The organism is Stenotrophomonas sp. Y6 (genome assembly GCF_022436665.1).
In the GTDB taxonomy this organism is placed as follows: domain Bacteria; phylum Pseudomonadota; class Gammaproteobacteria; order Xanthomonadales; family Xanthomonadaceae; genus Stenotrophomonas; species Stenotrophomonas acidaminiphila_A.
The window spans coordinates 24,388-47,359 of the sequence record NZ_JAKUKB010000005.1 but is presented as its reverse complement, the minus strand read 5'-3'; the positions used below and the strand labels follow the sequence as shown (position 1 = coordinate 47,359).

Annotated in this window: 20 protein-coding genes, 1 pseudogene and 1 riboswitch; of the genes and pseudogenes, 8 read left to right on the top strand and 13 right to left on the bottom strand. The window is 63.1% G+C overall.

Going from position 1 to position 22,972, the window contains the following annotated elements:
- Window positions 1-38: 38 nt before the first annotated feature.
- From MKP15_RS07900 to MKP15_RS07885, 4 genes are all read right to left on the bottom strand, one after another.
- A complete protein-coding gene (locus MKP15_RS07900) occupies window positions 39-440 on the bottom strand; it encodes a hypothetical protein (protein WP_054667716.1) in 402 nt (133 codons plus the stop codon).
- Window positions 441-557: 117 nt separating this feature from the next.
- Window positions 558-869 (bottom strand): hypothetical protein, encoded by a 312-nt coding sequence (locus tag MKP15_RS07895; RefSeq protein ID WP_104939681.1) that lies wholly within the window; start codon window positions 867-869, stop codon window positions 558-560.
- A 70-nt stretch (window positions 870-939) separates the two neighbouring features.
- On the bottom strand, window positions 940-1,731 hold the full coding sequence (locus MKP15_RS07890) for a siderophore-interacting protein (protein WP_240212345.1): 792 nt from the start codon (window positions 1,729-1,731) through the stop codon (window positions 940-942).
- 84 nt (window positions 1,732-1,815) lie between these two features.
- Window positions 1,816-2,322: a helix-turn-helix transcriptional regulator gene (locus tag MKP15_RS07885; protein WP_240212344.1), complete on the bottom strand. Its 507-nt coding sequence runs from the start codon at window positions 2,320-2,322 to the stop codon at window positions 1,816-1,818.
- A gap of 939 nt (window positions 2,323-3,261) precedes the next feature.
- Here MKP15_RS07885 and aceE point away from each other — a divergent pair.
- From aceE to MKP15_RS07850, 7 genes and pseudogenes are all read left to right on the top strand, one after another.
- Window positions 3,262-5,949, top strand: a complete 2,688-nt coding sequence (gene aceE, locus MKP15_RS07880; protein WP_240212343.1) for a pyruvate dehydrogenase (acetyl-transferring), homodimeric type — start codon at window positions 3,262-3,264, stop codon at window positions 5,947-5,949.
- A gap of 85 nt (window positions 5,950-6,034) precedes the next feature.
- Window positions 6,035-8,005, top strand: coding sequence for a DUF262 domain-containing protein (locus tag MKP15_RS07875; protein ID WP_240212342.1), 1,971 nt, complete (start codon window positions 6,035-6,037; stop codon window positions 8,003-8,005).
- Window positions 8,006-8,462: 457 nt separating this feature from the next.
- The gene (locus MKP15_RS07870; protein WP_240212341.1) at window positions 8,463-8,735 is read left to right on the top strand and encodes a hypothetical protein; all 273 of its coding nucleotides are present in this window, start codon (window positions 8,463-8,465) and stop codon (window positions 8,733-8,735) included.
- A complete protein-coding gene (locus MKP15_RS07865; RefSeq protein ID WP_240212340.1) occupies window positions 8,732-9,088 on the top strand; it encodes a SymE family type I addiction module toxin in 357 nt (118 codons plus the stop codon). The genes MKP15_RS07870 and MKP15_RS07865 overlap by 4 nt, the downstream gene beginning before the upstream one ends.
- A gap of 1,022 nt (window positions 9,089-10,110) precedes the next feature.
- Window positions 10,111-10,303, top strand: a pseudogene (locus MKP15_RS07860) (SymE family type I addiction module toxin); the annotation flags it as partial.
- Window positions 10,304-10,495: 192 nt separating this feature from the next.
- Window positions 10,496-11,449: a hypothetical protein gene (locus tag MKP15_RS07855; protein ID WP_240212339.1), complete on the top strand. Its 954-nt coding sequence runs from the start codon at window positions 10,496-10,498 to the stop codon at window positions 11,447-11,449.
- Between the two features lie 247 nt (window positions 11,450-11,696).
- A complete protein-coding gene (locus MKP15_RS07850; RefSeq protein WP_240212338.1) occupies window positions 11,697-12,977 on the top strand; it encodes a restriction endonuclease in 1,281 nt (426 codons plus the stop codon).
- Window positions 12,978-13,044: 67 nt separating this feature from the next.
- Here MKP15_RS07850 and MKP15_RS07845 read toward each other — a convergent pair whose 3' ends face one another.
- The 3 genes from MKP15_RS07845 to MKP15_RS07835 form a co-directional block, all read right to left on the bottom strand.
- Entirely contained in the window at window positions 13,045-13,254 is a 210-nt protein-coding gene (locus tag MKP15_RS07845; RefSeq protein WP_240212337.1) for a hypothetical protein, read from the bottom strand.
- Between the two features lie 287 nt (window positions 13,255-13,541).
- Window positions 13,542-14,000, bottom strand: coding sequence for a hypothetical protein (locus tag MKP15_RS07840; protein ID WP_240212336.1), 459 nt, complete (start codon window positions 13,998-14,000; stop codon window positions 13,542-13,544).
- A gap of 58 nt (window positions 14,001-14,058) precedes the next feature.
- Window positions 14,059-14,790, bottom strand: coding sequence for a hypothetical protein (locus tag MKP15_RS07835; protein ID WP_240212335.1), 732 nt, complete (start codon window positions 14,788-14,790; stop codon window positions 14,059-14,061).
- 581 nt (window positions 14,791-15,371) lie between these two features.
- Between MKP15_RS07835 and MKP15_RS07830 the strand changes: the two genes are divergently transcribed.
- Window positions 15,372-16,538 carry a GGDEF domain-containing protein gene (locus tag MKP15_RS07830; RefSeq protein ID WP_240212334.1) on the top strand — a complete coding sequence of 389 codons (1,167 nt, stop codon included), beginning with the start codon at window positions 15,372-15,374 and terminating at the stop codon, window positions 16,536-16,538.
- Window positions 16,539-16,654: 116 nt separating this feature from the next.
- On the opposite strand, the gene pnuC is transcribed toward MKP15_RS07830, so the two are convergent.
- The 6 genes from pnuC to MKP15_RS07800 all read right to left on the bottom strand — a co-directional run bounded on the left by pnuC (window position 16,655) and on the right by MKP15_RS07800 (window position 22,829).
- Window positions 16,655-17,248: a nicotinamide riboside transporter PnuC gene (gene pnuC / locus MKP15_RS07825; RefSeq protein ID WP_240212333.1), complete on the bottom strand. Its 594-nt coding sequence runs from the start codon at window positions 17,246-17,248 to the stop codon at window positions 16,655-16,657.
- Window positions 17,245-19,413, bottom strand: a complete 2,169-nt coding sequence (locus tag MKP15_RS07820) for a TonB-dependent siderophore receptor (RefSeq protein ID WP_240212332.1) — start codon at window positions 19,411-19,413, stop codon at window positions 17,245-17,247. The genes pnuC and MKP15_RS07820 overlap by 4 nt, the downstream gene beginning before the upstream one ends.
- Before the next feature lie 70 nt (window positions 19,414-19,483).
- Window positions 19,484-19,580: riboswitch (TPP riboswitch) on the bottom strand.
- Between the two features lie 355 nt (window positions 19,581-19,935).
- Window positions 19,936-20,232 carry a hypothetical protein gene (locus MKP15_RS07815; protein ID WP_240212331.1) on the bottom strand — a complete coding sequence of 99 codons (297 nt, stop codon included), beginning with the start codon at window positions 20,230-20,232 and terminating at the stop codon, window positions 19,936-19,938.
- A 360-nt stretch (window positions 20,233-20,592) separates the two neighbouring features.
- Entirely contained in the window at window positions 20,593-20,880 is a 288-nt protein-coding gene (locus tag MKP15_RS07810; RefSeq protein ID WP_240212330.1) for a hypothetical protein, read from the bottom strand.
- 57 nt (window positions 20,881-20,937) lie between these two features.
- Window positions 20,938-21,255: a hypothetical protein gene (locus tag MKP15_RS07805; RefSeq protein WP_240212329.1), complete on the bottom strand. Its 318-nt coding sequence runs from the start codon at window positions 21,253-21,255 to the stop codon at window positions 20,938-20,940.
- A gap of 449 nt (window positions 21,256-21,704) precedes the next feature.
- A complete protein-coding gene (locus MKP15_RS07800; protein WP_240212328.1) occupies window positions 21,705-22,829 on the bottom strand; it encodes a phosphotransferase in 1,125 nt (374 codons plus the stop codon).
- Between the last annotated feature and the right edge of the window lie 143 nt (window positions 22,830-22,972).

Below are 22,972 nucleotides of genomic sequence, written 5' to 3'. Positions count from 1 at the left end.
CGGCCGCCGCGGCGCCGCGCCGCGGGCGCGCCGGTGGCTCAGCGCAGTGCCTGTAGCCACGCCAGCACCGCCTCGCTGGGCGACTGCTTCGGCTTCAGCGCCAGCCCGCTGGCCTGCACGAAGGTCTGCGCCACCTGCGCCAGCCGCTGCCGCGCGATCAGCATTACCTGCTTTGCGGCCGCCTGCTGCTTGCGCAGCTGCACGATATGGATCGACGGCCGCCCGGCCGGCGCGTACTTCTGGTCGCGGCGCAGCACGTCGGCCACCTGCGCCACCTCGTGCTCGGCCTGCAGCAGCTGCTGCTGCGCCTGCACCAGCGCCCGCAGCGGCGCGCGCAGCGCCTGCGGCTGCGCAAACCCGGCCAGCAGCGTGTCGCACTGGCCATCGTCGGCCACGCGTGCCTGCAGGGTATCCATCACCGCCATCGTCAGCTTGCCCACGTTGCCGCCTGTTCCGTCATGACCGGGCGCGATTGTCGCATCGCCCATGCGCAAAAGGCCCGCCGGGGGCGGGCCTTTGCTCGTTTGTCGTTCGTCGCGGGTCGGGCCGCGCGGCGCCTATTCGCAGCGCACCGCGGTGATGGTGTTGCCCGCGTCCAGGAACACCCGCAGCCGGTCCTGGCGGATATCGCGGCTGACGATGGTGGCCGGGCCGATCGGATTCACCAGCCCGGCGCCGCTCTCGCGCGCCAGCCGGCGCATGTTGGCCTCGTTGCCCGGTTGGCCCACCGCCCACTGCAGCTGCGTGTCGCTGCAGCGGCCGTCGCCGGCCACCGTCGGGCCGGGGGTGGACAGGCAGCCACCCAGGCCGGCGGCGAGCAGCACGGCGGTGGCGGGAACAAGCAGCAGGTTCAGCGGGCGCGGGGTCATGGCAGGCAACCGGATCAACTGCCCGCAGCATAGCAGCGGGCGTCCGCGCCGGCGTCGTGGCGCGGGCGGCTCAGTCGGCATCGCCGGGGTGCGCCTTCCAGTACCCGGTGGCGCGGATCCAGTCGGCCGGCACCTGCAGGTGCCCGGTAAAGAACTGCCGCATCGCCCGCGCGCGCCGCGATTCCAGCGCGATCCAGTAGAACGCATCGCCGTCGGGCACTTCGAAATCCACCAGCGCGTCCTCCAGCAGGGTGCTGCTGGCCGCGTCCACGCCATTGCGCTCCAGCCACGACACCCGCACCTGCGCGGCGCTGGGCAGCGGCTGCCGGTCGGCCTCCTCGGGAATCTCGACCAGCACTTCGGCCTGCGCGTGCTCCGGCAGTTCCGCCAGGCGCCGGGCAATGGCCGGCAGCGCGGTCTCGTCGCCGATCAGCACATAGGCGTCGTAGTCGTCGGCTACCTGGAATGAACCGCGCGGCCCGGCCACCACCAGCGCATCGCCCGGCTGCGCACGCAGCGCCCAGCCCGACGCCACGCCGTGGCCGTGCAGCACGAAATCCAGCACCAGCTCACCGGCCGCGGCGTCGTGCAGGCGCGGGGTGTAATCGCGGCTGGGCGAGGGCGCCAGCCCGTCCGGGTAGCGCGGGCCCTGCGCGGTCAGCTCCGGCAGCACGAACGCGCCCTGCGCATTGGGGAAGAACAGCTTGACGTGGTCGTCCGGCCCCGGGCTGTCGAAGCCTTCCAGCTCGGCGCCGCCCACCACGATGCGCTGCATGTGCGGGGTCAGGCGCTCGCTGCGCAATACCTGCAGCTGGCGGAAACGCGGGGTGAGGCGAAGGGTGCGGTTTTCGTGCAATGACATGGGCATACCTGGGGGTCGGTGGGCGCTGTGCGCCGGGGTGACCTGGCGGGAGGCGTCTGGCTCGGTCGTGGGGAAACAGAAAGATCAGGCGTCGGCGTCGCCCTGGCGTACCAGCGCCGCGGCCTGTTCCAGCAGCGCGGCCACGCGCCCGGCATCGACGTCCTGCCAGCGGCCGCCGCGCAGCACCAGCGCCTTCTTGAGCCGGTGCATCGCCTCGCGTACCGGCGGCGGCAGGTTGGCCTTGGTGATGGCGCGGGCGCTGTGGTGGGCGCGCAGCTGCGCCGCTTCCACCTCGGCCTGCCGCAGCTTCAGCTGCGCCTGGCCGAGGGCGGTAATGCGGTAGCGCCGGCGGCCGCCGTCTTCCTCGGCCACCACCCAGCGCTGCTTCTCGAAATCGGCCAGCAGCGGGTACACCGAGCCGGCACTGGGCGCATACACGTGCATGAACATCTCACCGACCTGCTGGATCAGCTCATACCCATGCCGCGGCGCCTGCCCCAGCAGCGACAGCAGCAGCAGGCGCAGGTCGCCACGGCCGAGCGGGCGCGCGTTGGGGCGTTTACGGGCGGTAGGCGGCGGCGCAGACGGCATGATTTCGATATATCGAATTTGGTCGTGACGATATATCGAAAACCACCCTGTCGCAAACCGGCCGCGACAGCCAGCGCCTGGCCGCATCGCACCGCCCGTCGCATTCACGGAGCAAGGAGGCGCAAACGCCCGTAGGTGCCGGGCTCGCCCGGCACGGGGTTCGCCGGGAAGGCCCCATGCGGGGCAAGCCCCGCATCCACGAAATGCGCGGCTCCCCACGCGGCAAGCGCCGCATTCACGGGCCAAGAGAGCGGGCAAACGCCCCCGTAGGTGCCGGGCTTGCCCGGCACGGGGCTTCGCCGGGAAAGCCCCATGCGGGGCAAGCCCCGCATCTACGGTGCCGGGCTCTCCGCGCGGCAAGCGCCGCATTCACGGGCCAAGAGAGCGGGCAAACGCCCCCGTAGGTGCCGGGCTCGCCCGGCACGGGGATTCACCGGGAAGGCCCCATGCGGGGTAAGCCCCGCATCTACGGTGCCCGGCTCCACGCGCGGCAAGCGCCGCATTCACGGGGCAAAAGAGCGGTCAAACGCCCCCGTAGGTGCCGGGCTTGCCCGGCACGGGGTTCGCCGGGAAGGCCCCCATGCGGGGCGAGCCCCGCATCTACGAAATGCGGGCCCCGGCGGGCAAGCCCCGCATCCACGGGGAACACGCTGTTCCGTGGCGCTGCGTGTCGCCACGGGTGCCTGGCCGGCACTGCATCAACGCGGGCGCGCGGCCGCTCCACGGGCAACGCGCCGCAACAAGGCGCACAGGGCGTTGCACCTGTCCGCCGCTGTCCCGCGGGCGGCCAACGCACTGTCGCGCGTTGTCCGCCAGACACCGCCGCCGGCACGCCCATACGCAGGCGTAGCCAGCTTCGCAGGCGGGCGGGTGCGCTACACTTTGCGGCTCAAAACTACTGAACAAGCGCGCGCGTGCGTGCCGTACCTGGGAGCGCCAATGAACTGGTTGAATGAAGTGCTGCACAACGACCCGAACCCCCTGGAAACCCAGGAGTGGATCGAGTCGTTGAAGGCCGTTATCGATGTCGAGGGCCCCGAGCGCGCGCATCAGTTGCTGGAAGGCATGGTTGAGCTGACCCGTCGTTCGGGCGCGTTCCTGCCGTTCTCCCCCACCACCGAATACGTCAACACCATCGAGCCGCAGCTGGAGGCCAAGAGCCCCGGCAATGCCGAGCTGGAATGGCGCATCCGTTCCATCATCCGCTGGAACGCCATGGCCACCGTGGTGCGCGCCAACCGCAAGCCGGGCGACCTGGGCGGCCACATCGCCTCCTTCGCCTCCGGCGCCACGCTGTATGACGTGGGCTTCAACCACTTCTGGCGCGCCCCGAGTGAAAACCACCCCGGCGACCTGCTGTTCATCCAGGGCCACAGCGCCCCGGGCATCTACGCCCGCGCCTTCCTGGAAGGCCGCATCAGCGAGCAGCAGCTGGACAAGTTCCGGATGGAAGTGGACGGCGGCGGCCTGTCGTCCTACCCGCACCCGTGGCTGATGCCGGACTTCTGGCAGACCCCCACCGTGTCCATGGGCCTGGGCCCGCTGGCGGCCATCTACCAGGCGCAGTTCATGCGCTACCTGGAAAACCGCGGCCTCATCGAGAAGTCCGACCGCAAGGTGTGGTGCTTCATCGGCGACGGCGAGAGCGACGAGCCCGAAACCCTGGGCGCCATTGCCCTGGCCGGCCGCGAAGGCCTGGACAACCTGATCTTCGTGGTCAACTGCAACCTGCAGCGCCTGGATGGCCCGGTGCGCGGCAACGGCAAGATCATCCAGGAACTGGAAGGCGTGTTCCGCGGCGGCGGCTGGAACGTCATCAAGCTGCTGTGGGGCTCCTACTGGGATCCGCTTCTTGCCAAGGACACCAACGGCGTCCTCAAGAAGCTGATGATGGAAACCGTCGACGGCGAATACCAGAACTGCAAGGCCTTCGGCGGCGCGTACACGCGCGAGCATTTCTTCGGCAAGTACCCGGAAACCGCCGCCATGGTGGCCAGCCTGTCCGACGACGACATCTGGCGCCTGAACCGCGGCGGCCATGACCCGCACAAGGTGTACGCCGCCTACCACCAGGCGGTGAACACCAAGGGCATGCCCACCGTCATCCTGGCCAAGACGGTCAAGGGCTACGGCATGGGCAGCGCTGGCGAGGCGCTCAACCCCACCCACCAGACCAAGAAGCTGGACGACGAAGCGGTGCGCCACTTCCGCGACCGCTTCAACATCCCGGTCACCGACGAACAGCTCAAGGACGGCCAGGTGCCGTTCTACCACCCGGGCCCGGATTCGCCGGAAGTGCAGTACCTGCAGGAGCGCCGCGCATCGCTCGGCGGCTACCTGCCGCAGCGCCGCCGCAAGGCCGACAAATCCTTCAACGCGCCCAAGCTGGAAACCTACGAGCGCCTGCTCAAGGATTCGGGCGAGCGCACCTATTCCACCACCATGGCCTTCGTGCAGACGCTGAACATCAGCCTGCGCGACAAGGAACTGGGCCCGCGCCTGGTGCCCATCGTCGCCGACGAAGCCCGCACCTTCGGCATGGAAGGCCTGTTCCGCCAGATCGGCATCTACGCCCCGTACGGGCAGAAGTACAAGCCGGTCGATGCCGACCAGCTCATGTACTACCGCGAAGACCAGAGCGGCCAGGTGCTGCAGCAGGGCATCAGCGAGCCGGGCGCCATTGCCTCGTGGATGGCCGCCGGCACCAGCTACTCGGTCAGCAACGTGCCCATGCTGCCGTTCTACATCTACTACTCGATGTTCGGCTTCCAGCGCGTGGGCGACCTGGCCTGGCAGGCGGCGGACATGCGTACCCGCGGCTTCCTGCTGGGCGGCACCGCCGGCCGCACCACGCTCAACGGCGAAGGCCTGCAGCACGAAGACGGCTTCAGCCACATCGTGGCCGGCGGCATTCCCAACGTGCGCAGCTACGACCCCACCTTCGGTTACGAAGTCACCGTGATCCTGCAGCATGGCACCAAGGCCATGATGGAAGACCAGGTCGACGAGTACTACTACATCACCCTGATGAACGAAAACTACACCCACCCGGCCATGCCGGAAGGTGCAGCCGACGGCATCATCAAGGGCATGTACCTGCTCACCGACGCCGGCAAGCCCAAGAAGGGCGAACTGCGCGTGCAGCTGCTGGGCAGCGGCACCATCCTGCGCGAAGCCATCGCCGCGGCCGAACTGCTGGACAAGGACTTCGGCGTCACCGCCGACATCTGGTCCTGCCCCAGCTTCAACGAGCTGCGCCGCGACGGCTTCGACGTCGAACGCTGGAACCGCCTCCACCCGGAAGCCGAACAGCGCAAGCCCTACGTCACCCAGCTGCTGGAAGGCCGCCAGGGCCCGGCCATCGCCGCCACCGACTACGTGCGCGCCTACGCCGACCAGATCCGCGCCTTCGTGCCGATGACCTACTCGGTACTGGGCACGGACGGCTTCGGCCGCTCCGACACCCGCGCCAACCTGCGCCGCTTCTTCGAAGTGGACCGCTACTACATCGCCCACGCGGCGATTGCGGCGCTGGCGAAGGACGGCAAGATGACCGCGAAGGACGTGGCCCGGGCGATCAAGCAGTACAACATTGATCCGGAGAAGGCGAATCCTGTAGGGGTTTGAGTGACCGTTAGTGAGTCTAATAGGCGGCTGTGAGGCCGCCTATTTTTTTGAATAAATGCAAGGTACGCAGAACTAAGGACGTGACATGGATAATCAGCTTCTTACGCTCTCAAAGATATTCACAGAACGCCTCTTTAGGATTCCTGATTATCAGCGCGGTTACGCTTGGGGTGAGAAACAACTCAGGGATTTTTGGAGTGATCTTGATCAATTGGAAGATGGGCAAAATCACTACACGGGCGTTCTTACCTTGGAGAATGTGCCCGTTGAGGTTTGCGAAAAATGGGGCGACGATGCGTGGATCATTAACAGCAAAAAGTTTGAGCCTCTATATGTGGTGGATGGGCAGCAAAGACTAACTACATCGATAATATTGATTCAGGTCATATTGGAGAATATCGATGAGTCGATACGTATAAATTACAATACGAAAGAGGAAGTGCAGAAGAAGTTTATCTTTGACTCAAAGGATGGCGGGATTTCAAGGTCGTATATATTTGGCTACGAAAAAGATAATCCTAGCTACGAATTTCTTAAGTCAAGAATTTTTTGTGAAAAAATAACTAGTGGCGATCTGCAAGAGACTATATACACGCAGAATCTGCAGAGGGCGAAGGATTTTTTCCAAGAAAAACTGAATGGCTCCTCTGTGGCGCTATTGGAAGATTTGTACAAAAGGGTTACTCAGAATCTCTTATTCAACATATTCACAATATCATCAGATGTTGATGTGTGTGTTGCATTTGAGACAATGAATAACAGGGGTAAGCCTCTCTCTTACTTAGAGTTGTTGAAGAATAGGCTTATCTACCTTTCATATAAAATTCCAGTGGAGGATTATGAAAGGGCAAGGCTTCGGTCGGCGATAAATGACTGCTGGAGAGCTCTGTACCACTCGTTGGGAAGGAATAAATATAAGCCGCTGGATGACGATAGTTTTCTTTTCTCTCATTACATAATTTATTTCGGAAGAGATATATTGGATGTTGAGGCGGATATTTATGTGGTGCGTAGAAGGATTAGTAAGATAGATTACCCTGCGGACCTCTTGGGGAGGAGGTTCGTGGTGAGGAATGTGTTTTTGAATGATGGTGATCCTAGTAAGATCACGCTCGGCTACGTCTTTGATTACGTTAGTTCTTTGCAAGAGTCGGTTGAGGTTTGGTACAAGATCCTTAATCCTGAAGATTCTGGCTACTCGGAAGATGAGAAGAAGTGGCTAGACAAGATGAATCGGATAGGGTTTTATCCTTTCCTTCCCTTGACGCTGGTTGTTTTTCGGCTTCCTGTCAGCTCCGAGCATAGAGTTGCTTTTCTTAAAGCGCTTGAGCGATTTTCTTTTTGTATATCAATCGCTACTAAATATTACAGTAAGGGAAGTTTGATTCACTATAGAAGTGACTTTATCAAGATGGCGCTGGATATGGCTGATGATGCAAAAAATGGAACAGCCGTTGGTGCCGTGGAAAAGGCCACAAAGCATGTAGTGGAGATGACCAATGCATACCTGAAGGCGGCAAATTTTAGGCGTGATCTTGTTGCTAACTTCAAGACTGGCGGGTTTTATGCATGGGATAACATTAAGTATTTCTTGTATGAATATAACCTTAGTCTGCAGGAGCGAAGTAAGACAAATAGGGATAAGATCGATTGGGATGCTTATAATGAAGATGTAAGTGACTACATAACTGTTGAGCATATATACCCTCAGCATGCTAGGCATCAGTACTGGGTGACTCGGTTTGGTAAATATCCTCAAAAAAGGAAGGAGCTTTTGAGAAATTCTTTGGGAAATCTTCTTCCGCTATCTAGGCCAAAGAATTCAAGTCTCTCTAATCGTCCTTTTGATGAGAAGGTAAAGAGGAATGATGGATCCGTTGTCTCGTACGCTTTTGGTTCATATGCTGAAAATGAGGTTGCTCAAGCGCCTGAGTGGACTAGCGCTCAAATCCTGAGTCGAGGGTTGTCGCTCCTTGCTTTTATGGAGAAACGCTGGGGGCTAAGCTTGGGGGATGAGGGTGATAAGAAGGCGTTATTGGGGTTGGATTTTCTGTAGTGAATCCATGAGTGGGCTCGGTTAATGGGGTCGAGCTTTGTGGTCTATTTAGTTATTTGTAGAAATAAACTAATGTGCAGTGAGGAGTTGCGCTGATTTCTACGTTGGCTCCTGATGCAATAAGTGATCTGTCAGATTTCAGGAGGTGGTGGTGTAGGAAGTCATCGCGTCTTTGCTGATCTGCTCGGATCACGGTTGACATCGATTCAATGTAGTATCACTCTCGCCCCCAAGGAGCGTCGAAACTCCTCAGAGAGCGGTACCCACCTCCGTCAAACCGGTGGGTTTTTTGTGCCCAATCCTCCGGGCGCAAGCCGACGCACTGCCTGCGTCGGGAGGGCGGCTAATACAACACCCTTCGGGGAAATACGCCCGCCGGCTCTCTGCGGTTTCGAACCTCCCGACATCCCGTCGCCTTCGGGCGGCGGTACTTGGCGTATTCCAGGAGGGCGTTGCCATGTACACCGCACCATCCCCGCCGGCCCACGCGCCGGGCTACCTGTTGCCCGAGGGCGCGCACGCCCTGCTACTTGAAGTGGGCGACGTCATGCAGCGGCTGGCCGCACTGGCGGCCACCGAGCAGGCCAACCACGACCTCACCGCGCACTTGCTGTGCCAACCCGGCGTGCTGGCGCAATGCCTGCGCAGCCTGTCCGCCCGTATCAGCGTCGCCCTGCGCGAGTGCAGCGGCGTGGCCCAGTCCGCGTGCGACGCGCAGGAGGCCCCATGAGCCGCCGCCGTGCTTCTGCCACCTCGCGCGCCAAGCGCCCGGCCCGCCGCGATACACGCACCCTGGCCCAAACGCTACTCGATGCCTTGCCACCCCTGCCGCCGCCCGACCTGCAACCCGATCCGCTCCCCACCCGCCGCGGCCGCCTGAGCGCACCCCGCCGCCCACGCCAGCCCCGCCAGTGCACCGTCAGCTGCACGTACTACCCTGGCGCCCACGGCCATGGCGGCGACCAGCCCGTCCCGCACCTGCGCCTGAGCGGCCTGTGGCTGGAGCAACTGGGCTTCGCCATCGGCGCCAAGCTGCGCATCACCGCGCAGGAGGGGCGGCTGGTGATTGAGTTGCCGGCGTGATCAGCGGTGTGCCGGGGTGGAGGGTCGGCGCCATCCACCTGGCCACGCGGATTGGTGAGCCATGGGGGGTCAACTGACAACCTTGTCCGCACAAGGAATGCCGCCGCCGGTAGGCTGGGCCCCAGGTGGACCTTTCCGGATGACGAGACCCGGTGGGCGGCGATATAGCAACTGAAACCTGCTACAGCCAACGCATGAATATCGCGCCCCTACTGCAGAAGGTGCTATCTCGAAAGCTTCGTTCTGCGTAATGATGCTTCCAATGGCACGGGTCTCGTTGGCGGCCGTTACCTGAAGCAGATGCGTTGTTCTGGCCGGGAACGCACGTAAGCCCGGTCACGGCAGCCAAATGCAAAGGCGCCCTCGAGGCACCGAAGAAAAATGCTCGGCGTTTGAGAGACGGAGGCGGCAATGCGGTTGCGCTACATCGCTTTCATGGCTCTGCTTTGCAGCCCGCTGCTTGCATGGGCGCAGACAGCGCATGAACTTCGTGAGTGGGAAGCCATCAAGGCTAGAGCATTCGAGCGCCTACCTGGCACCGTGCTTTCGTACGCGAGCTCAATCGGCTGCAACGTCTCGTTCAATCCAAACAACATAGTGCGTTGGAAGGAGGAACCTGGGGTGAGGTACATAGCCTTGGTCACGCTCGACGTGGGCTGTTCCGGCGGTTCCAGAAGTTGGAGGTCGATAGTTCTGGGCATACGGCAAGGAGCAAATGCAGCGCTGCTCATCCATCCAGACTATTCCCTGCCAACGCTCACTTCGAACGCGTTCCCGCAGATGATCGACTCCATTTCGGCTACATCGCACGGCGTCCGGTTTGCGGGGCGTGTCCCGCAAGGGAATGACAGCGCGAACAGTCCGTCAAGGCGTGTAGAAGGAACCATCGGGTGGAACGGAAAGGGGTGGGACGTTCGGCGCTGATAAAGGCCCGCTCTTACCCAGAGCAGCCAGAAGCCACCAGCGATCGGCGCGCTGTCCATTCTCCATCAGCGCAATACACGGCCGCCTGAGCGCGCCGCCGCCGCCCACGCCAGCCCCGCCAGTGCACCGTCAGCTGCGTGCACTAACCCGGCGCCCACGGCCAGGGCGGCGACCAGTCCGTCCCGCACCTGCGCCTGAGCGGCCTGTGGCTGGAGCAGCTGGGCTTCGCCACCGACGCCAAGCTGCGCATTACTGCGCAGGAGGGGGCTGGTGATTGAGCTTCCGGCATAACTTAGGGGGCGTGTCTTTCAACCAAGATGACCCGGACCTAGCAGCCGATAGCAAAAGGCATATCTCAACACTATGCAGAGAGGTTCTATCCGCTGTGTGCGTGCGGAGCTTTAGTGTAGAAGTGGCTTGCAAGCACACTAAAGCTGGCTGTACGGAGGCCGATATGTTGTAGAGCCATGCTATGAGGTTGAGATGGGAACGGAACTGGCATATAGCGAGCAGTTTAACGATGTTGTCAACGCCGAGCGTGCCTACGAGCTTTATTGGGCTAATGTGATCACTGACAAGCGGGCGTTCCTTTGTTCGGAGTATGAGAGCGGCTGCCCCGCAAGATATACCTGCGCGAACATGGATACCGAGCAGCTTCAGTTGAAGCAAGTGCCACATTTTCGTAATCAAACCGGCAGCATGCCCCACATGAATGGCTGCCCGAATTTATTCGAACAAGAAGGAAGAGAAAGAGGTAGCGATGTAGGGCAGGCATCTGAGGCTGGCCAACCAGCCCCTGATCGATTTCTACTAACACGCCCAGCGGGCCACTTCGCAATCCGTGAGCGCGTGGTGGCAGGTGGTATTGGGGTGGGGTATGGGCACAACGAGGATAGAGGAGGTGGAGGCAAGCGTAGTCGGGGTGCTGAGCTCTATTCGCTGGCCGGACTGGTTTCGCGCTGGTTGAAGGCCCGTCGGGACAATGTTGATAGCAAGCTGATCATCAGTGCAGGTACGCAGGGCCCGATGACTTACCGAGAGATGTTCGAGAACTTCTTTGTGAAGCGTCCCTCTCTCTCCGGCGAAAAACGAGTGTATTGGAGCAAGGCGTGGATTAATGTGACCCCCAGGGGTCATCGAATAAGGTTTTGCACATCGGTCAACGCAATCAATGGTCAGGAATTGGAATATCCCATCTTTCCCTCCGCAATGATCTGGGAAAATGTGCTGGCCGAATCGGAGATGAAGAAGCTGCATACCAGGCGGCTCATTAGATTTTCTGATACTAAAAAGCCATGTGTTGTATTTATCTACGGCGCCCCAAAGCTACAGGAGAGAGATGGCAGGAAGTTCATTAATTTCGAGGTGGGGAGTCTGGATCACCTGGATGTGCAAGGGGTTGACCTATTTGAGAGGATTCGGCGCGCTAAGAAATAGAGTGGGCATAATCCAATTTTTAGCTTGACGTGTGTGACGATCTAGTCTTTGCACATGCTAGGCATGTGCGCGCAACATTCCAGAGCGGATCACCAGCAGGCTGATGGCGCTGTATCGAGACAAGGACGTCAGTCACGATCACTCCAGTTGCAGTCTACGTTAGTGCCTCCCGTAGGATTCCGTTCCAGCTACTTGGTAGGCTCAGATCATTTAGCTACCCTGTAGCTCGCAATCGAATGGGGAAGTCATGAAGCGGTTTCGTATGGGGGATCTGTACCGGTATGCACGCCCCACGCTGCCCGAGGAGCCGGTGATTGATGGGCTGCCTAACTTCCACTACGTCGTCGCGGCCCCCGGGCAGCCTACGCTGCAGCTGGAGCGGGGAATCAACGCCCCTAGCGCCACGCGCGCTGTAGACGGGGAGCGGCTTGCGGTCATCTTGCTCTCTAGTAATGAGCACAAGCGCGGCTCGGCAGAGAACCCGTGGCACGATACCTTGGCGCCGGACGAGGGTTTCGCCAGGTACTTTGGCGACAATAAGCTGCCGGATGTTGACCCCGGTACGACGCTGGGCAACCGTACATTGCTGCGTCAGTTCGATCTTCATACATCGCCGGACCGTGCCAAGCGCGAGCGTGCAGCCCCTATTCTCCTGTTTCGCTCCTCGCGTAAGGGGTTCAAAGAATTTGCAGGGTTGGGGCTGATTACCGGTGCTCAGCGGGTTACGCAGTTCTCCGAAAAGAACGGCGGCTTCTTTACCAACTATCTGTTCGACCTGGCCATTTTGTCCTTAACAGAAGAGGACGAGAGCTTGGCGATGTTCTGGATCAGCAGTCGCCGCAATTCCAAGCTGGAAGCGGTGGTTGCCAATGAACGTGCGCCGAAGGCTTGGCAGCAATGGGTGAAGTACGGAAGCCCAGAGATCGAGCGCATTAAGCGGCGTGTTGCGCGCTATCACATAGTGCGCAGGCAGGACCAAGTGATGCCGGCGAGCTCGACAATCGGCAAAACGTTGGACACCGTGTATCGCTTCTATGAATGGAAGAAGCACCGATTCGAGGCGCTTGCTAGTCTCGCTTGTGAGTCCATGGTCCGCGGTACAGGCGCTGGCTACAGGCGTGGGTGGCTAACCCGTGGAACGGGGGATGGGGGCTTGGACTTTGTGGGCCGTATCGACATCGGCGAGGGCACTTGGGGAACGAAGCTAGTGGTGCTGGGACAGGCCAAGTGCGAAAAGGTCGACACGCCGACCGGCGGTGTTCATATCGCCCGCACCGTGGCAAGGCTGCGCCGTGGCTGGGTGGGCGCTTATGTAACTACCTCGTTTTTCTCCGAGGCGGTGCAGCGTGAGGTGCACGACGATCAGTACCCCGTCATCTTGCTCAACGGTGCGAGCTTGGCCGGCGAAGTGGCCAAGATGCGGCTTGCGGGCGGCTTCGCAACCGATCAGCAGTTTTTGGAGCATGTGGATGCGGGGTACGAAGACCAAGTGAGCAGCCGGCGGCCAGAAGAAGTGCTTTGGGATTAATCGCCGTAGCAGCTCATCAGGCAACCGCAGCCATGCCTTCGAAAGGTGGCGGGCATTGGCTGGTGAATCACAGTTGCGTAGGCGACATCCAGTCAACGTCTACCCGTTGCAGATCGTAGTCTTCCCCGTACTGCAGAGCGGCGTCGTGCGGGCGAAGGTCTGCATAGCGGGCCAACTCTGTCTCACCCATGCCAGCTTCTGCATGGTCAATCAGAAAATAACGCTTCAACGCGGTATCAAAGTCCTGCAGCCAATTCGGATCAACGTTGCATTTCATGTCGGCTTTCCTGTTGGCGATGCGACGATTGTGTCCGTTGTCATCTCGGTGGCTGCGACGAGCTGTAGGCTATCCGGCGCTATCTGCTGTTGCATGTCAGAAGCACCGCGCGGCCGTGTCGTGCATGTGATGCGTGGCTGTGGACCCATGCTGTTGGGGTAAATGCGGAGGCTTTCCAAGAGCGTGCCATTGTTGCTGATGACGTGGACAATCCAGCGCAGGCGGGCCACCTCGTAAGCGGTGTGGCGTTCGATCTAGCGCCTCGTCTGGCCGAGCTGTCGTTCCCATCAATTGCAGTGCGCGCCATACGCTGGCCGGTTGCCGCTGGCGACGGCTTCGGCCTCCGTGGCGTACCGGCCTTGCCTGGTGGCGCCGTAGTAGCGCGTGCCGGGGCAGTGATAGACATGCGAGCCGGTATTGATCCAGACGCGCGTGGCGGCGGCGGGCGCGGCGTGGGTGGCCGATTGCGTGAGCTGTTGGATGACCTGTTGCCTGCCGGCTGCGGCCTCGCCGGGTGTGCAGGTGCGGCCATAGGCGGCGCGGTACCCATGCTGCGCTGCCTCGCGCTCGGACATGAAGCGGCCGCGTTTGGTGGCACCGTAATACTGCCCACCGGGGCAGTGGTAGACGCCGGTGCTGGTGTTCACCCAGACGTCGGCGGCTGTCGCCGGCAGGGCCCAGGCCAGCAGGAATAGCAAGGCCAGTAACAGGGCGAGCTGCTTTGGTTGGTTCGTGTTGTCAGCCATGTCCCTGCCTGTCATCGCAAAAGGGGCACCGCAACAGTCGAAGAAACACTATTTGTGGCTACTCGCCGTCCTGTGCATTGGCTTCGGCCAGCAGAAGTTCGTAGGCTTGCACCCGCGCGCGGAGGTGCACCAGGTACCAGGAAAGTGCATAGGCGACGAGAATCCAGAAAGCGAACGCACCTTGCACGAGGGTGATGTTGGCAAACGCGTTCCAGTTGCCCCAGCGCCAGTCCTTGAACTGCAGGTACAGCGCCACAAGCAGCGGCAGTACCCCCAGCCGTTCCATTCCACCGGTGAACAAGCCCAGGCGCTCATGCATGGTGGTTCGCCGGTCACGGATGTAGCGCAAACGCCGCCGGCGCTGGTCCAGCGGAAAAGCGCGCACCTGCTGGATCAGTTGCTGGTACCGCGTATATCCATCCTCGATCTCCCGCGCGTGTTCGCGGCGAGCGTCCCAGAACTGGCGCCAATCCCGACGTATCTGCAGGCACGTGGATGTGCCAAGCCCCAAGACTTCCACGGCGAGACCCGACAGGGCGGCGATAACACCGGCCTGCCCGGATAGAACACTGCCCAGCAACATGCCCAGCCCGGCACCGGCGACGCCGACAATCAGCGACCAGCGTTCCCAGGGGCCGGCTTTGGTGCCACCCGTTCGCGCCAGGTAGTCATCCAGTGCCGCGTTGAGCGCGGGGAAGGTGAGCCCCTGCAGGGCTATTGCCGCATCGACCGTGGGCGCCACCGTTGCGGTAGGCGTATTGGGTGCTGCTGGCGCGGGAACGGTATCCATACGATTCCTGGGGCATGAGCTGCCCCACACCATGCCCGATTGCCCCGGGTGGGTCGAGGTCTGCACCACGTTGCCCATGCGCGCGGCTGCACATGAGGCTGTCGCGGGCGGGTCGGTACGGCCTGGGTGTGGACCGGTTTCTTTACGATTCCCGGTCGATAAATCCGGGACGAGGCCCCTGTAACATCCTGTTTCGCAAGGAATAGGCGGGAGGAGTGCAGGCGGTTTCTTTACGATTCTGAAACGAAAAAGCCTGCGCAGCCGCCGTCACACGGAGCGCCATCCCCTGCTTTCCGCCCGATCGCCGTGCGCCGGTGGGGCGATGCGCACCAGAATGATGCCCAAGGGGCGTACGTCGCTGTTCTGGAAACTCGGCTCTGATCCGTATCTCCCGATGAGTGTTCAAAGAACGCCTGCGCATGCCGATAGTAATTGCGGCACTGCACGCAATGCGTGCCGCCACCATGGCGCGCGGCCTGTGAGCGGATACGTTCACTGCAACGAACGTTGCGTGCCGGCAGTTGAGCCACTCACCACTCGAATCTGCCCCCGGTTTTGTCCCTCCAACTTCGAACTACCCGATGATCGCAACCCTCCTGGTCGGCATGCTCTGCGTCCACCTGCTGTGCTTTGCCGTGATGTTCCTGCTCATCAGCCGGCGCCTGGAAGGCGACCGGATGGGGATGGAAGTGTTCGCGCTGGGCAACCTCATGCTGGGCGGGGCGTATGTGCTGCAGTTGCTGGAGGGTACGCAGGGCTGGGGCTGGATGAGCGTGACCAACCACATGCTCACGCTGTGCGCGCCGGTGGCGTATTGCGTGGGTGGGCTACGCTTCTTCGGGCGTTCGGCGCCGCTGCTGCGGCCGTTGCTGGCCGTGGCGCTGGGCTACGTCGCCCTGCAGGGGCTGGCGCAGGCGGTATGGGGGCCGGTAGGGCGCTATGCCCTGCTCGCGGCCACCTGTGCGGTGCTGTTCGCCGGCATGGTGCTGGTGCTGCTCCGTGGCATGCGCAGCTTCGCGCGGGATCTACGTGGCGAGATGGTGTTGTTCGTCTGCCTGATCAGCGGCATCAGCGTGCTCAACGCCATGAAGTTCGCCAGGCTGCTCGGCGGCGGGCTGGAGGCACTGCGCATGGACAGCCAGTTCCAGATGGTCTTCTACGTCTACATGTGTTCGCTGGCGACGATTCTGCCGCCGTTGATCGTGTGGCTGGTGTTGCGGCGCATGAGCGATGCGCTGCGTGCCGCGGCGGCGCGCGACCCGTTGACGCAGCTGCTCAACCGCCGCGGCCTGGATGCGGCGCTGAACACTCACTTCCGGCGCGGGGCTGGTACCGCGCATCTGCTGCTGATCGATATCGACCACTTCAAGCGCATCAACGACACCCATGGCCACCACATTGGCGATGCCGTGCTGTGTGGCGTCGCCGACGCCCTGCGCGGGGCGGTGCGCAAGGGCGACCTCATATGCCGGCTGGGGGGTGAGGAGTTCGCCGCCATCTGCCTGGAGTCTGACGGCGCGTCTGCGCTGCAGGTGGCCGAGCGTGTGCGCAGCGCCATCGAGCAGAAGTCCATGTCGCAGGGAGCGCGCCGGAATGGGGTGCATTGCACGGTGACCATCGGCGTGTCGCACGGCTTCATCGGGGAAGCCTCGCTGGAGCAGGCCATGCGCCAGGCCGACGTCGCCCTGTACCGCGGCAAGAGCGCTGGCCGCAACCGCATCGAGCTGCACTGCGAACTGGAGCACTGAGTGCGGCCTCCCTTGGAGCGCCGGTAGCCTTCCCTGTGCCAACCCTTGCGGCCTGCCGCCCGCCGGCGGCCACCCGTGCTTCGATGGCCGCCGGCAAACGAGGGCGTTTGACGGGGTCAGGGAAACGATGCCGGCGCGTGCTCCCGAGCCCGCTTCTGCTCTTTCTTCCACGCATGCAGGCCGGTGGCCGCCAGCGCCACGAACACCAGGTACAGCGCGGCGGTGGCGTGCAGCGCTTTCACCAGGTACATGCCCACGTAGACCACGTCCACCACGATCCACAGCCACCACGCCGCGGCGTGGCGGCGCGCCTGCCACCACTGCGCCACCAGGCTGAGCGCGGCAAGCATGGCGTCCAGCCAGGGCAGGGCGGCGTTGGTCCAGGTGTGCATGGCCGCGCCCAGGGCCAGGCCGAAGGCCACGCCCACGGCCAGGTCGCGGGCGCCGGCTTGCATCGCCAGCGGGGCGATGGCGACGCGGCCGTCGGGCTTGTCCTGGCGGTGCCAGGTGGCCCAGCCGTAGCCCAGGAACGCGGCGAAAGCGCCCTGCAGCAGCATGTCCGAATACAGCCGCGCCTCGAAGAACACCAGCGCGTACAGGCCCACCGACACCAGCCCCACCGGCCAGGCCAGCATGCGCCGCTGCGCCATCAGCCACACGCCCAGGGCGCTGGCGATGACCGCCGACCATTCCAGCAGGGCCGGGTTCATAGCGCGAAGCTCACCGTCAGCCGCGCCTGGCGCGGGGCGCCCGGGAACAGGTAGTAGTCGCCCGAGCTGCTGCCGGTGTCGCGCCAGTAGAAGCGGTTGAACACGTTGTCCACGCTCAGGTTCCAGTCCAGCGTGCGGCCGTGCAGTTCATGCCGGAAGCGCAGGCCGGCATCGACCACGCCGTAGGCGGGGGCGCGCACGCGGCCGTCGGCGGTGGCCACGTTGGAAGACGCGAAGCGCCAGCCGCCGGTCACGCCCAGCCCGGGCACCCACGGCAGCGCGTAGTCGGCATGCACGCTGGCGCGGGTGGTGGGCACGTTGATCAGCGAGTGGCCTTCGTAGGCCGGGGTGCCGGTGCCGCGCGCCCGCGCCCGCAGCACGCTGGCGCTGGCGCTGAGCTGCAGGTTGTCGCCCACGCGCCCGCGCGCGCTCAGTTCCAGCCCGGTGTGGGTCTGTTGGCCTTCCTGCACGAAGGTGTAGCCGTAGTCGCTCGCGTCCGGTTTGGCGTACTGGAACGGCCGGCTGATGCGGAACAGCGCCGCGCCCAGGGTCAGCGCGTCGGTGGGCGTGTACTTGGCGCCCACTTCCAGCTGGCGCGACAGCACCGACGGCAGGAAGCTGCCTTCGTTGCTGGTCCAGAACGGCGCTTCCTGGCCCAGGGCGATGCCGCGCACGTAGCTGGCGTACAGGTTGAGCTGCGGGTTGGCACTCCAGATCAGCGCGGTCTGCGGCAGGAAGTGCGATACCCGGCTGTCGCGCTCGGGGTTGCCGCGCTTGTCCCAGGCGCGCTCGTCCAGGCGCACGAAGCGGCCGCCGGCCAGCCACTGCCAGTCGTCGGCCAGCTGCATGCGGTCCAGCACGAACAGCGCCTTCTGGCGGCTGTCCACGCGCCGCACGGAGCGGCCCGGCTGCAGCGGCGAGGGCTCGAACTGCGGCACCGCGGGGTCATGGATGTTGCCGGTGCCGACGTATTCGTTGACGTTGCGGCGCTTGTCCACGCTGCGGTGGAAGTAGTCGGCGCCGAGCACCAGCTGGTGCCCGACCACGCCGGTGGCGAAGCGGCCGCGCAGTTCGGCGCGCAGCTGCTGGTTGCGGCGGGTGTCGTCGGGGCTGCGGTAGTCGTAGATGTCGTAGTCGCCGTTGGGCGCGAAGTAGTTGCCCGGCACGCTGCCGTCCCAGCAGGCTTGGGCGTAGTAACAGCCGTAGGCGAAGGCGACGTTGTCGTCGATCACCGAGCGGCTGTGGCTGGCCGACACGCGCGACTGCCACGCCGGGCTGAAATCGTAGGTGTGCAGTGCGCTGAGGTTGGTGCTGTCGATGCCCACCGGCTTCTGCCAGCGCTGGTAGCCCAGCATCTGCGTGCGGTCCACGTGCTGCGGCAGCGCGCTGGCGCCCAGCAGCTGGTAGCCCGAGGCCGAGCGCTGCGCGCTGGCTTGGTAACTGGCGTCCACCTCCAGCTTGCCGCGCTCGCCGATCAGCCAGTCGGTGGCCAGCGCGTAGAAGTTGCGGCGGCCATCGGCATGGTCGATATAGGAGTGGCTGTTGTCCCAGGCGGCATTGAAGCGCACGCCGATGCGCGGCGTCAGCCAGTGGCCCATATCGATGGCGGCGTAGCGTGAGCCTTCGGCGTCGGTGCCCAGGGTGACGTTGCGCACCTCGGCCGGGCGCTTGCCGACGTAGTTGATGACGCCACCCGGGGCGATCACCCCGGCGGCCAGCCCGGCCTCGCCCTTGAGGATTTCCACCTGCTGCACGTTCTCCAGCGCCAGCCGCTGTTCGCCGGCGATGCTCAGGCCGTTGAAGCGGTAGCCGGTGGCGGTGTCCAGTGCGAAGCCACGGATGGCGACGTTCTGGTAGTAGCCCACCGGCGCGTAGCTGTCGCCCAGCGAGGCATCGTTGTCGGCCAGCTCGGACAGCGTGCGCACCACGCGGCGGTCGAGCAGCCCGCGGTCCAGCACGCTGATCGAGGCCGGGGTGTTCTTCCAGTCGCCACTGCCGAAGCTGTTGGACTGCGGCTCCTTTGCGCCGGGTTGTTTGGCCTGCACACGCACGGCAGCCAGCTCGGTGGGCGAGCGCTCGGCGGCGGTGTCCAGGGCGTGCGCGTGCAGCGGCAGGGCCGCGGCCAGCGCGGCGGTCAACAGCGAAAGGGAGGGGCAGCGGTTCATTCGTTTCGTCATCAGCCGTGGGGGGAGACGAAGCGAAGGCGCGCACGCGCGACCGGCCACGAAGGCGGTGTGCCTGCTGCTCAAAGCTCCCTACGCCGGTGCAAACCGGATCAGGTTCCAAGGGACTCTCTCAGCCTGGACAAGCCCAGGCACCCCCGCTTCAGGCGCGTATTTGACCACAAATAGCGCGGCTTGGCCCGTGGGTGGGGTGGGGATGCTTGCGCGCATGGGGCCTCGCACCTCGTAGATGCGGGGCTCGCCCCGCATGGAGCTCTCCCGTCGAAGCCCCGTACGTGCAGCCAAGGAGCTGGAAAGCTCTGCCATCGGACTGGACGCCGCCGCCAGCGAGTTGGACGCAGTAGAAGCGCTCCGGCGGACTGCGGGCTTGCTCACCGGCAGAAATCGGCCAGGAGCGGTCGTTCAGAACACCTGAGTTAAGCCGGACCGATTTGTGGCCGAGGCGAGGTGATAATGTGCCACGCATTGACGCGGCCACGAAGCGATCTCGGCCTGAACGAATTGTTAGCGTCCACTTAGCTTTAAGGCAATTAAGGCAAGCGGGAAGAGCATGAAGAACACCCAGAAGGCACGCATTACGGCGCGGTCATTCTTGGAGAGGCTATTGGCTGCGGGTGAGAACGCCAAGCGCCAAACTCCACGGTAGAACCGCAGCCACCAATCCACTTGCACAATTCCTACGCTTTTAAGCACTTGAGGACTGGAACGCTCAAGTTTCAGCGCTGCCGTATGTACGAGCAGCGTAGTTGCGCCGAGTACCACTGCGATTACGGCGGAGATGGCAATCAGCAGGAATGTCATGATGTGGGCGCTAACGCCAGAGTTAAGGCGAGCCGCAAAGCGGCGTCGCCTTGAACGAATTGTTAGGTGGCAACCGCGCGCCACCTGTCCGGTGAAACACCAAACTGAAACTTTGCTTGGGCGAATGCTTCAGTGAGTGAGCTGTGCCAAGTGTCTCCATTGAATGAAGCTCCACCAGTTGACGAATTACTGATGAGAAGGAAACCCGATGAGTCGTGGACTATTGTCAAGCGAACAGGAACGACTCCGTTGTCAGTGATAGCAACGAAATCGTCAATCTCCAAGACTTCGCCTTGCATCATTGCCACCTAATCCCTGAATCAAGCCGCACCGTGAAGCGGCGTCGGCTTGAATGAATTGTTAGCTGTTATTGCCGGAAGGCAACTGCTTGTCATACCAGGCTTCTGAATGTACGTCTTTCTTGGCCGCGACTATCAAGGACTCTAGCTGCGCAACGGCTATACGAACAGGACGGCCATATACTGTCAGCTCCAGTGCCAGTGACTCATCCGCCGGATCAGCTACAAAGCTCGCGAAGTAATGTTTTTCCCCGGAGATATCACAAGAGAGCTCAAGCTGCATTCCCTCCCCATGCATCCCGGCCCATTGGGTACTGATTGTTGGATAAGATGCTGAACTGTTGCTCATAACGGCTAACACCTGGATTAAGCCGCACCGCGAAGCGGCAGCGGCTTGAATGAATTGTTAGGTCGCATCATCAGGCTCCCAGCGGAGATAGACAAGATGCTCCAATGGTGCGAGTGAAATGGGAAAAGGTGCAGCCACATGCTCCTCGTCCAATTCCCAAGAATCAGGAAAGTCACCGATGACTTCCGCTGCAGCATATGAGCAACTCTTTTGCGCTTGGCCTTTGGCTTCTCCGTCGTACTCGAAGCGCAGCCGAACAATGCGCGTGGTTTCATCCGCCTCTATGGAAGCTTGGCGCAGCTGCGGATGGACCTCGCCCCATAGGCCGCGGACCAGTGACAGAACTAAAGCTTGACGTGATGTGATGTTACTCATACGGCCAAACTACCTAATATACGGACCCACGGGTCCGGTTATGCGACTTGTCTACAAAGCACCGTATGGCGAGCTTTTCTCTTGCGATACCTCGATCTTAGGGTGGCTTGGTTCGGCTAACAAGCCAGCGTATAGCCGGACCCACTGGCGGGCTCAGTTATCACGGCAAGCTCGTTCCGGTAGCAGTACAGATGTCCGCCCTGGGCCGCTTGCCGCCGGCGCAGTGAAAGGACGCCCTACTCAGTTCGTCGGTATCGCCGGCCGGTTCAACCGGCGTCGGTGTTCGACCAACTCGACTGGGGATGTCCAGCCAACCGGCATTCCATGACCTTGTGCCGGGCAAGCCCGGCACCTACGGGTGTGGGTTCCCGCGGCGCCGCGCTCCATGGGGCAGGTTTGCCTTGCATGGTCCGTACTCCGTAGATGCGGGGCTTGCCCCGCATCCGGATTCAGGCGGCCGCGTGCAGCGCCGCCAACAGCGCCTGGCCTTCGGTGCTGCCGAACCATTGCGCATGGCCGAGCAGGAACGGTTGCCAGGCCACGTCGGCGTTGGCGGTGGAGCCGGTGACGCCTTCGAAGTACTCCACTTCGGACAGCGCGAAGTCCAGGTGCACCACCGGCAGCAGGTCGGCCAGCAGGTGCATGCGCGCGGCGGACAGCGGTAGCAGCTGGCGGTAGCCGTCGAGCAGCGCCAGTGCGATGTCGATGCGCACGGCCTGCGCGCCGCGTTCCAACTCCAGCCAAGCGACCGCATTGCGCTCGATGGCGGTGGCCAGGTCGAACAGCGCGCTGGTGGGCGAGGCCAGGCCGAAGTCGAGCACGGTGCTCACCGTGTCGCCCTGCCAGAGCAGGTTGGAAACGTGCCAGTCGTTGTGCGCCCACAGCCGCGGTTCGTCGCGCAGGCGCTCGGCCAGGCCCGCATGCCAGGGCAGCACGATCCCGCGTAGTTGTTCCTCCCACGGAATGCGCGCCAGGTAGCGGGCAAGGCCGGGGCGGTTGTACAGGTCGGCCTTGAGTGCGGCGATGGGGTCGTGGCTGCGGATCAGGTCGTCGCGCGCCACCAGCAGGTGGGTGCCGCGCTGCGGGGCGTGGTAGCGGGTGGCGGCCTGGTGCAGGCGCGCCAGCATGCGCCCGGCGTCGCGTGCCTGGGCGACGTTGGTCAACGGTGTCCATGACACCGCGTCGCGGTACAGGTCCTCGCCGTTGCCCGGTGTGTGCAGTTCGTAGGTCCAGCCGTCGTGTTCGACCGCGGTGGCGCCGTCGTGGTCGCGCAGCACCTGCACCACCGGCACGCCGGCGGCGGCCAGGTGCGCGATGAAGCGGTGCTCCTCGCCCAGCGTGGCGGCGTCGCGCACGCTGTGGTGGTGGCGCTTGACGAACACGCGCCCGGCGGCGGTTTCCACCAGCGCCGCGGCCGACAGCGGCCGCGGGCTGTGCCACTGCGCGGCGGTCGCGCCGCGCAGCTGCGCGAAGCGCCCGGCCAGCCACGCGATCTCGCGCGGGGCGATGGCGGGCCAGTCGGCGGGCACCTCGTCGTTGTTGAGGCCCTGGACGCGGTGGGAGCAGGCGGTCATGGCGGGATAAACCGGTGATGCGGGGCGGTGCGGGGCGACAGGGTAGCGTGCGGCACGCCAGCGGGCGCGTGGGTGGCAGGGGAAGCGCTGATGCGGAGCCGTCGGGCAAGTGCGCTACGTGGCGTAGGAAATCGCCGCCCGGG